Source organism: Pengzhenrongella frigida, assembly GCF_004168625.1.
In the GTDB taxonomy this organism is placed as follows: domain Bacteria; phylum Actinomycetota; class Actinomycetes; order Actinomycetales; family Cellulomonadaceae; genus Pengzhenrongella; species Pengzhenrongella frigida.
Genome location: NZ_SDWW01000074.1, coordinates 1 through 10111 on the forward strand (window position 1 = coordinate 1; position 10111 = coordinate 10111).

General features: G+C 70.6%; 8 protein-coding genes. 5 read left to right on the forward strand and 3 right to left on the reverse strand.

The window, feature by feature from the left end:
• Positions 1-127: 127 nt before the first annotated feature.
• Entirely contained in the window at positions 128-3421 is a 3294-nt protein-coding gene (locus tag EUA98_RS18720) for an ATP-binding protein (RefSeq protein ID WP_165372912.1), read from the reverse strand.
• A gap of 211 nt (positions 3422-3632) precedes the next feature.
• Between EUA98_RS18720 and nrdH the strand changes: the two genes are divergently transcribed.
• The 4 genes from nrdH to nrdF are packed head-to-tail and all read left to right on the forward strand — an operon-like array spanning position 3633 to position 7439.
• On the forward strand, positions 3633-3875 hold the full coding sequence (gene nrdH / locus EUA98_RS18725) for a glutaredoxin-like protein NrdH (RefSeq protein WP_130104210.1): 243 nt from the start codon (positions 3633-3635) through the stop codon (positions 3873-3875).
• A 9-nt stretch (positions 3876-3884) separates the two neighbouring features.
• Entirely contained in the window at positions 3885-4301 is a 417-nt protein-coding gene (gene nrdI / locus EUA98_RS18730; protein WP_130104211.1) for a class Ib ribonucleoside-diphosphate reductase assembly flavoprotein NrdI, read from the forward strand.
• On the forward strand, positions 4271-6415 hold the full coding sequence (nrdE, locus tag EUA98_RS18735; protein ID WP_434063511.1) for a class 1b ribonucleoside-diphosphate reductase subunit alpha: 2145 nt from the start codon (positions 4271-4273) through the stop codon (positions 6413-6415). Before nrdI ends, nrdE begins: the two co-directional genes overlap by 31 nt.
• Positions 6416-6464: 49 nt before the next feature.
• The gene (gene nrdF / locus EUA98_RS18740; protein ID WP_130104212.1) at positions 6465-7439 is read left to right on the forward strand and encodes a class 1b ribonucleoside-diphosphate reductase subunit beta; all 975 of its coding nucleotides are present in this window, start codon (positions 6465-6467) and stop codon (positions 7437-7439) included.
• Positions 7440-7455: 16 nt separating this feature from the next.
• Here nrdF and EUA98_RS18745 read toward each other — a convergent pair whose 3' ends face one another.
• Positions 7456-8166, reverse strand: a complete 711-nt coding sequence (locus EUA98_RS18745) for a phosphotransferase (RefSeq protein WP_130104213.1) — start codon at positions 8164-8166, stop codon at positions 7456-7458.
• 52 nt (positions 8167-8218) lie between these two features.
• Positions 8219-8989, reverse strand: a complete 771-nt coding sequence (locus EUA98_RS18750) for a hypothetical protein (protein WP_130104214.1) — start codon at positions 8987-8989, stop codon at positions 8219-8221.
• A gap of 101 nt (positions 8990-9090) precedes the next feature.
• On the opposite strand from EUA98_RS18750, the gene EUA98_RS18755 reads away from it, so the two are divergent.
• The coding region (locus EUA98_RS18755) for a sigma-70 family RNA polymerase sigma factor (RefSeq protein WP_130104215.1) at positions 9091-10111 on the forward strand (1021 nt) is incomplete at its 3' end.

Consider the following 10111-nt stretch of genomic DNA (forward strand, 5'->3'; position numbering starts at 1 on the left):
GACCCGCGACGACGAACTCGCCGACGCCTACCGCCAATGGCTTCAGGCCGCTTGACACCTATAGGAGCATCACGCACCGGGCCGCGGTGAGAAACGCCGTCAGCCCCCCGTGCAGGGTGCTGATCCGTCAGCGGCCGGAGTCGATGAGTGTTGCCAGGCGGGCGACCGTGTCCGCGACGCTGATCGTCCATGCCTGGGTGACCTGAGCCATCCGCGGATCGTCGTCCACGTCCGCCGCGTCCGGGTCCGTGCGGGGCTGCGGCCCGAACAGCAGCGCAAGATTCGCCCCGAGACGCCTGCCCAGGACCCACAGCTCGTCGGACCGCGCGGTGTCGCCGGTGGCCGCGGCCAGTTCGCTGTAGGCGAGCGCGACCGCGCCCAGCACCGGCATGTCCCCGGCGTCGAACGCGCCGCGGGCAGCCACCGCCAGCAGCCCCCCGGCGTCATCGCGGCCGGCCCGGATCCGCAGGATGGCAGCAGCCACCTCCGTGACGATGCGCCCCTGCGGGGCCGAGGTGGTCTCGGACCGCGCCACCCGCACGGCCGCGTCGCCGCGCTCGACGGCCTCCGGCCAGCGGCCGTGCTTCGCGGCCAGCAGGCCGAGGCCGATCAACGCGTTCGCGCGCTCCTGCGAGGAGGCCGACGGCGACTGGGCGGTGGCCGCGAGGTCCGCGGCCGCCACAGCCGAGCCGTCCAGGGCGCGATGCACGTCCCGGACCACTCGGATCGTCTGCGTATCCTGCACGGCGCCGACGAGCTCGAGGTGATGGACCGCACGCGTCAGCCAGTCGTCGCTCGGTCCGGTCGCCCGGCCCGACCCCCACTGCCCGATCGCCTGGGCGGCCATGCCCATTCCCCAGTGGTCGCCGACGGCCTCGAACGAGCTGTACGAGTCGCGCGCGTCAACGCCGGACTCGCGGACGTCGCCGTGGTTCTCGCGCAGTGCGGCCCGCAGGAAAAGTCCGACGGCGTGCAGGTAGAGGTCCCGTTCGTCGACGAGCGCACCGGCTGCGGCCAGGTGGACCGCGTGGTCACCGCTGGTGAAGACCGCCGACATGCGCGCGAGCGCGGCGGTGCGCGGGGACAACGAGTCGAGGTGCGCCGAGACGGCCCACCGGGTCAGACGCACGGCCAGCATGCTCACGCGCTGGTCGTTCGCGTTCGCGATCCCGGCGTTGAGGATGGCCATGGTCGCGGTCGCGGCGACGTCGTCGGGGTCGGGCCGCGCCGCGCGACGGCGCCCCTGGTCTCCGAGCGGCAGGGCGCCGTCGTCGGCGCACAGCAGCTCCCAGCCGGCCCGCCGGCCGACCGGATCCTGCACGCGGAGCAGCTGGCGGGCCCAGGTGATGGCCTCGACGTGCAGGCCCCGGATCGTCCAGACGGTGAACAGTGCGGCGGCGATCGCGAAGGCCTCGCGCTCGTGGGAGCCGTCCACGGACCACCGGAGCGCGAGGACGAGCGTGTCGTGGTCCTCGGTGGTCGCCCGCAGCGCGGCCAGCTGGCGTTCGCCCACGAAGTCGGACCGCAGCCGCCGCGCCTCGCCGGCTGCCCACCCCGCGAGGCGCTCCATCGCGACGTCCCGGGCGCCGTCGGCGGCGAGCCTCGCCTCGCCGTACTCGCGCACGGTCTCGAGCATCCGGTAGCGCGCCGGTCGGCCGTCGCCGGACTCCTCCAGGCTCAGCAGGGACTGCTCGACGAGCTGGCCGAGCAGCGCGAGGCGGGCTGCGCGGCTGCCGAGGTGCTCCAGGCCGCCCACCTCGGTCGCGAGGTCGGCGGTGAAGGGCGCAGGTACGACGGCGAGGTCGCGCAGCAGGGCGCGCGCCGTGGGGTCGAGCAGGTCCCAGCTCCAGTCGACCATCGACCACAGGCCCTGGTGCCGGTCGGGCAGCCCACGCAGCGCGTGGTCGAGCAGGGCGAACCGGTCGGCGACGCCGGCGAGGACGTCCGCGAGCGGCATCGAACGAAGCCGGGCCGCGGCGAGCTCGAGCGCGAGCGGCAGATTGTCGAGGCGATGGCACAGCTCGAGCGCCGTGGCGGTGTCCCACTCCAGCGTCGGGCGCGCCGCCCGGGCGCGCGTCTCGAGCAGGGCGAGCGCGGCGCCGTCGGGCAGGGCGAGGACGGGGTGCACGGCCTCGCCGAGAATCCCGAGCGGCGCGCGGCTGGTGGCCAGGATGCGCAGGCCGGGCCCGGCGGCCGCAAGCAGCGCGGCGGTGACCTCGGCGACGCCGGCGAGCAGGTGCTCGCAGTTGTCGAGCACGATCAGGCCGTCGAAGGTCGCGACCGCCCGCAGGATCTGCTCGCCGGGATCCAGGACCCGCCGGCCGCGGAGATCCTCGGTGTCCGCGGCCGACTCCGAGGCGCCCAGCGCGCTGAGCAGGGTCGGGAGCACCTCGGCGGGGTCGCGGACGCCGGCCAGCTCGACGGCGCACACCACCGCACCGCGCTCGGTCGCGCGGCGGGCGACCTCGACGGCCAGCCGCGTCTTCCCCGCGCCCCCGACGGCGACCACGGTCACCAGCGGGTGCTCCAGCAGGGCGTGCTCGACCGCGCTGACGTCGGCCTCGCGCCCGACCATGGATGCGGTCGCTCGGCGCCAGCCCGGTGCGCCCCGGGGGCGGACCGCGGCGGTGCCCGACCGGTGCGCGCTCCCGCTCCTGTCGGGCGCTGAGGGCGCTGCGGGCGGGGTGGCGGCGTCGGCCGGGGCGGCGAGCTCGCCGCGCAGGAGGGCGAGGTGGGTGCGTGCGACGACGGCCGACGGATCCGTGCCGTAGGTCTCGGCCAGCGCGAGACGCAGCCGCTCGTAGGTGGCGATCGCCTCGGCGTCGCGCCCCCGTGCGGCCAGGGCCCGCATCAGCAGCGCAGTGAGCGGCTCGTCGGTGGGCCGGTGCCGGACGGCGTCGCGCAGGTGGTCGAGCAGGACGTCGTCGGGGCCGTGCACGGGGGCGGCGAGCCCGCTGTGCACGGGGGCGGCGAGCTCGCCCTCGACGCGGATCGTGAGCAGGTCGGTGAACAGGCGACCGGACGGCCCGACCGCCGGCGCGTCGTCGTCGGCCCACAGAGCCAGGGCCCGCGCGGCATGGTCGGATGCGCGCCGGGGGTCACCGCCCGAGAGCGCGGCCCGGGCACGGGAGAGGAGGTCCTGAGCCAGGAGGGCGTCGACCTCGAGGTCGGTCGGGTCGAGGCGGTAGCCGCCGGCGGTTGCCGTGACCGTGAGGCCGAGGCGGCGCGCGCGGGTGACCAGGGCCTGGAGCGCTCCGGTGGGATCGGCAGGGGGGTCGCCCGCCCAGACCGCCTCGATCAGGTCGGCCGTGGAGACGATTCGACCGCGAGCGAGGAACAGGGGAGGCAGCAGCGCGGGCAGCCGGGAACCCTCGACGGCGGCGCCGTCGATCGTCAGGGGCCCGAGGGTGCTGATCTGCACCGGGACAGCATCCCCCAGCCGCGGTCGAGGCGGGTGCGGTCGACGCGCCGGTGCACCCGCACGACGCCGGCTGGCGCGCCCGAACTCTTGCGGCCAATTCCCCGAAGACATGAGGGAAACACCACATCTAGATGCTCGATCGAGTCTGACCCCTAGGTGTAGTGTCTGTGCACGGCGTGGGGCGGACCGCGCACCGATCTTGGGGAGACCGATGAGCATCACCGTGTACAGCAAGCCCTCGTGCGTCCAGTGCACCGCGACCTACCGCTCGCTGGACAAGTTCGACCTCGACTACACGATCGTCGACATCGCCGCCGACCCCGCGGCGCGTGACTACGTCATGTCGCTCGGGTACCTGCAGGCGCCCGTCGTGGTGGTCGGCGACGAGCACTGGTCGGGCTACCGGCCGGGCCGGATCGCCGAGGTCGCCGAGCGCGTGGCCGCGGTCGCCTGACCCGCGCCCATGAGTTCGCTGGTCTACTTCTCGAGCGTTTCCGAGAACACCCACCGATTCGTGCAGCGGCTCGGGATTCCCGCGCAGCGCATCCCGGTGCGACCGGCGGACGACCCGCTCGAGGTCGATGAGCCGTACGTCCTGATCGTCCCCACCTACGGCGGGGGCAACGAGGGCGGCGCCGTCCCGCGGCAGGTCGTGAAGTTCCTCAACAGCGTGCACAACAGGTCGTTGATCCGCGGCGTGATCGCGGCGGGCAACACCAATTTCGGGACGGCGTACTGCATCGCCGGCTCGATCATCTCCGCCAAGTGCGAGGTGCCGTACCTGTACGGCTTCGAGATCCTCGGCACTCCCCAGGACGTCACGCGCGTCCGCGATGGATTGGACCAGTTTTGGCAGTCACAGCGACAGATACCGGCCTAGCCGCAGACCTCGACTACCACTCGCTCAACGCGATGCTGAATCTGTACGGCCCGAACGGCGAGATCCAGTTCGACATGGACCGCGCCGCCGCGCACCAGTACTTCCTGCAGCACGTGAACCAGAACACGGTGTTCTTCCACAACCTCGCCGAGAAGCTCGAGTACCTGGTGGAGAACAAGTACTACGAGCCCGAGATCCTGGCGAAGTACGACGCCGCCTTCGTCAAGACCGTGTTCGAGCGCGCGTACGCGGCGAAGTTCCGGTTCCAGACGTTCCTCGGCGCGTTCAAGTACTACACGTCGTACACGCTGAAGACCTTCGACGGAAAGCGGTACCTCGAGCGTTTCGAGGACCGCGTCTGCATGGTCGCGCTGACCCTCGCCGACGGCAACGAGGCCTTCGCGCTGAGCATGGTCGACGAGATCATCGCGGGCCGGTTCCAGCCGGCGACGCCGACGTTCCTCAACTCGGGCAAGGCGCAGCGCGGTGAGTCGGTCTCGTGCTTCCTGCTGCGCATCGAGGACAACATGGAGTCGATCGCGCGCGCCATCAACTCCTCGCTGCAGCTGTCCAAGCGCGGCGGCGGCGTCGCGCTGCTGCTGAGCAACATCCGCGAGCACGGTGCCCCGATCAAGCACATCGAGAACCAGTCGTCCGGCGTCATCCCCGTGATGAAGCTGCTCGAAGACTCGTTCTCGTACGCGAACCAGCTCGGTGCCCGGCAGGGTGCAGGTGCGGTGTACCTGCACGCGCACCATCCGGACATCCTGCGGTTCCTCGACACCAAGCGGGAGAACGCGGACGAGAAGATCCGGATCAAGACCCTCTCGCTCGGCGTCGTCATCCCCGACATCACGTTCGAGCTCGCGAAGAACAACGACGACATGTACCTGTTCTCGCCGTACGACGTCGAGCGGGTCTACGGCGTGCCGTTCTCCGACATCAACGTCACCGAGAAGTACACCGAGATGGTCGACGACGGCCGGATCCGCAAGTCCAAGATCAAGGCCCGCGAGTTCTTCCAGATCCTCGCCGAGATCCAGTTCGAGTCCGGCTACCCGTACCTGATGTTCGAGGACACGGTGAATCGCGCGAACCCGATCAAGGGCAAGATCACGCACTCGAACTTGTGCTCGGAGATCCTGCAGGTCTCGACACCGTCGACCTTCAACGAGGACCTGTCCTACAGCCACATCGGCAAGGACATCTCCTGCAACCTCGGCTCGCTCAACATCGCCCTGGCGATGGACTCCCCGGACTTCGCCGCCACCGTGGAGACCGCGATCCGCGCGCTCACCGCGGTCTCGGACCAGACGAGCATCGAGTCCGTCCCGTCGGTCAAGCACGCGAACGCCGGCGGGCACGCCATCGGGCTGGGCCAGATGAACCTGCACGGGTACCTGGCCCGCGAGCGGATCCACTACGGCTCCGCCGAGGGCCTGGATTTCACGAACATCTACTTCTACACGGTCGCGTACCACGCGATCCGCGCGTCGAACCGGCTCGCGATCGAGCGGGACCGGGCGTTCGACGGCTTCGCGGACTCGACCTACGCGAGCGGCGAGTACTTCGCCAAGTACACCGACCAGGTCTGGGAGCCGACGACGGCGCGCGTGCGCGAGCTGTTCGACGTCGCCGGCGTGCAGATCCCGACCCAGGACGACTGGCGCGAGCTGGCGTCGTCGGTCATGGCGCACGGGCTGTACAACCAGAACCTGCAGGCGGTCCCGCCGACCGGCTCGATCTCGTACATCAACAACTCGACGTCGTCGATCCACCCGGTCGCCTCGAAGATCGAGATCCGCAAGGAGGGCAAGATCGGGCGCGTCTACTACCCGGCGCCGTTCCTGACGAACGACAACCTCGAGTACTACGACGACGCGTACGAGATCGGCTACGAGAAGATCATCGACACCTATGCGGCGGCGACGCAGCACGTCGACCAGGGCCTGTCGCTGACGCTGTTCTTCAAGGACACCGCCACCACGCGCGACATCAACAAGGCGCAGATCTACGCCTGGCGCAAGGGCATCAAGACGCTGTACTACATCCGCCTGCGCCAGATGGCGCTCGAGGGGACCGAGATCGAGGGTTGCGTCAGCTGCATGCTGTGACGCCCGCGCCCCCCCCCGCCGTTCGTACTTTTGAGGAAGCAGGACCGTCATGGTGGAGAAGATCCCGTTGTTGCAGCGGGTGTCCGCGATCAACTGGAACAAGGTCGAGGACGACAAGGACGTCGACGTTTGGAACCGGCTGACGAACAACTTCTGGCTGCCCGAGAAGGTGCCGGTGTCCAACGACATCCAGTCGTGGGCCACGCTGACCCCGGCGGAGCAGGAGCTCACGATGCGGGTCTTCACCGGCCTGACGCTGCTGGACACGATCCAGGGCACGGTCGGTGCAGTCAGCCTGATCCCGGACGCCCTGACGCAGCACGAGGAGGCCGTGTACACGAACATCGCCTTCATGGAGTCGGTGCACGCCAAGTCGTACTCGTCGATCTTCTCGACGTTGTGCTCGACGCGGGAGATCGACGACGCGTTCCGGTGGTCCGAGGAGAACAAGAACCTGCAGCGCAAGGCGCAGATCGTCATGGACTACTACCGCGGTGACGACCCGCTCAAGCGCAAGGTCGCCAGCACGCTGCTCGAGTCGTTCCTGTTCTACTCGGGCTTCTACCTGCCCATGTACTGGTCCTCGCGCGCCAAGCTCACGAACACGGCCGACCTGATCCGCCTGATCATTCGCGACGAGGCCGTGCACGGGTACTACATCGGCTACAAGTTCCAGAAGGGCCTCGCCCTGCTCACCGAGGCCGAGCGGGCCGAGATGAAGGACTACACCTTCGAGCTCCTCTTCGAGCTCTACGACAACGAGGTGGAGTACACCCAGGACCTCTACGACGGCGTCGGCCTTACTGAGGACGTCAAGAAGTTCCTGCGCTACAACGCCAACAAGGCGCTGATGAACCTTGGCTACGAGGCGTTGTTCCCCAAGGACGAGTGCGACGTGAACCCGGCGATCCTGTCGGCGCTGAGCCCGAACGCCGACGAGAACCACGACTTCTTCTCGGGGTCCGGTTCGTCGTACGTCATCGGCAAGGCCGTCAACACCGAGGACGACGACTGGGAGTTCTGACCCGGGGGTGCTGAGGTCAGGCGCCGAAGATGACGCTCGGGGCGTACCGGCGCACGAGGGCCGCCGCGGGTGCGACCAGCCGCCGTTCGCCGGGCTGGAGCACGGGGTCGTCGAAACGGTCCTGCGCCGCGGCGTCGAGCTGGGCGAGCGGGTTCCCGCCCGCGACCGCGAGGAAGTTGACGAGCATCGCGCGGGCTGCGCGGGAGTAGTCGCCGCCCGAGTCGACGGCCACCTCGGCCAGGATGATGGCGCTCATCGCGATGTCCAGGTCGACCGGGCCGAGGGTGACCTTCGCCCAGTCCACGAGCGCGGGGCCGTGCGTCTCGCTGAGCACGACGTTGCCCGGGTGCAGATTGAGGTGGATGACGACGTCGTCGCCGGTCGCCTCCGGGGGCGGCGGCACGGCGTGCAGGCGCTGGTGGAGGTCGGCCATGATCTCCACGGCGTCCTGCAGGCTGAACTCGCCCGAGGCCAGGGCCTGCAGCAAGGTCGGACCGTACAGGCGCTCCATCACGACCTCGGCGCCGTCCGAGGAGTGCAGCGCCGGCGCCGGGAACCCGTGCTCCCAGACATGGCGCATGAGCGCGGCCTCGGCCGTCGCGTCGCGCAGATCGCGGTACCGGCGCAGCACCCGTTCGTCGTCGACGACGAAGATGTCAGCCGTGGCACCGACCGCGAGCACCGGTAGGAACTCGACAGCCCCGTCTGCGAAGCCCCCTGTAGTCATGCTTGACCGTAACGCGACCTGGAGGCGATCGGTACTCATTGCGCCGATGGGATCAGCGCGCGACGTGCGCGAGCAGGTCCAGGGCGCCCGCATGCGTCTCGGGAAGCGCTTCGAGCCAGATCCGTGGTGGCTGCCGGACGAGGCTCGTGACCGCGAGCCGGTCGGCGTGGGCGACGAGCTCGTCGCGCAGCCGGGCGATGTCGGTGCCGAGGCTGGCATTGCGCTCGACGAGGATGGCGAACGTCCCGTCACCGAGCGACGCCATCGGATGGCCCTCGCCGTAGGTGAGCGCCAGGACCTGGCCGACGACGGCTGACCGAGCGATCCGGGACCACGGGTCGAGCTCGGCCACCGCGACGTCGACCAGGAGCAGGCTGTGCGTACCGGTCGGCGCGTGACCGGCCCGGGCAGCGACGCCGTAGGTCTCGGCGAGCCGCACCCGCAGGTACTCGGCGGTCGGCAGGCCCGTCTCGGGGTCGAGGCACTGGGTGTGCGCGGGAGCGGCGTCCTGAGCGGCGACCCACCCCTCGCACAGCGCCCGCATCGGCCCGAGCGGGGGGTCGAGAGTGCCCAGGGAGCGGAACAGGCACGCGAAGTCGTCGATCGTCTCCACGATCCCGACGCCGTTCTCGCCGCGCACCGCGCCGAGCCGCGCGGCGGCCGGGCTCGTGTCCGTGCCCCGAAGCGCTGCCTCGACGACGGCGTCGATGGCGGGGTGGTACCAGTCGGCCGGTCGCAGCCAGACCGATTCGGCGCTGATCGCGCGCCACTGCTCACGGAGCGCGGGCGGCAGCCCGGCTGCCGTCGCATCGAGGGAAGTCACATCAATAGAGAGGGGGCATCCGCCTGTCAATGACGCGAGTCGGGTCACCGGATCGGTCGATACCGCACCCGGATGGTTGATCCGTGGCAGTCTGAGTAGCTATGGGAGCGGACCGGCCCACGGATGAGGGTGGGGCATTTCGCCGCTCAGCGGAGGTCTGGAGCGAGCTGTCCAGCGACGCTGAGCTGATCACTGCTGCCCGAGCGGGCGACGCGGCGGCGTTCGGGACGCTGTACGAGCGGCACGCACCCGCTGCCCGCGCCGTGGCGCGGCAGTACACCCGCTCCACCGCCGACGCCGAGGACATCGTCTCGGACGGCTTCACGCGCGTGTTCGCCGTGATGCGCAACGGCGGTGGACCCGACGTCGCGTTCCGCGCCTACCTGTTCACCGTCGTCCGGCGACTCGCCTACGCCGGCGCCGAGGGCGGTCGGCGCGTGCAGCCGACGGATGACATGGCCGTTTTCGAGACGGCGTTCGGTGCGGCCGGCTCGGTCGAGGACCCGGCTCTTGCCGGATTTGAGAACGCCGCCGTGGCCAAGGCGTACGCGTCGCTCCCGGAACGGTGGCAGGCCGCTCTCTGGTACACCGAGATCGAGGAGCTGAGTGCGGCGCAGATCGCCCCGCTGCTCGGGCTGACTGCGAACGGCGTCGCCGCCCTCGCCTATCGAGCGCGTGAGGGACTGCGGCAGGCGTACCTCCAGCAGCACCTCGCCCGGCCCCTCAGCGACGGGTGTCGCAGCGTGAACGGCAAGTTCGGCGCCTACGTGCGCGGCGGGCTGGCCAAGCGCGAGACGGCCCAGGTCGAGGCGCACCTGGACGGCTGCGGCGAGTGCCGTGCCCTCCTGCTCGAGCTCGGTGACGTGAACCACGGTCTGCGGGTCGTGATCGCGCCGCTGATCGTCGGGGTGGTCGGGCTCGGCGCCCTGGCGAGCCCCCTGCCCGTGGGTGGCCTCGTCGGGCTGGGCACCGGGGTGCTGACCGGCTCGGGCGCTGCCGGCGGTGCCGGGGTCGGTGCGGCCGCCGGTTCGGGGGTCGGCGCCGGGGCGGGATCGGGGGTCGGCGCAGGCATTGGCGTGGGCGCCGGAGCGGGGACGGCCACGGGTTCGGGGGCCGGGGCAG

Bases quoted from the DNA above. Each gene is read 5' to 3' on its own strand.
- nrdH (WP_130104210.1), top strand. From the start codon at position 3,633: ATGAGCATCACCGTGTACAGCAAGCCCTCGTGCGTCCAGTGCACCGCG.
- nrdI (WP_130104211.1), top strand. From the start codon at position 3,885: ATGAGTTCGCTGGTCTACTTCTCGAGCGTTTCCGAGAACACCCACCGA.
- nrdF (WP_130104212.1), top strand. From the start codon at position 6,465: ATGGTGGAGAAGATCCCGTTGTTGCAGCGGGTGTCCGCGATCAACTGG.
- EUA98_RS18745 (WP_130104213.1), bottom strand. From the start codon at position 8,166: ATGACTACAGGGGGCTTCGCAGACGGGGCTGTCGAGTTCCTACCGGTG.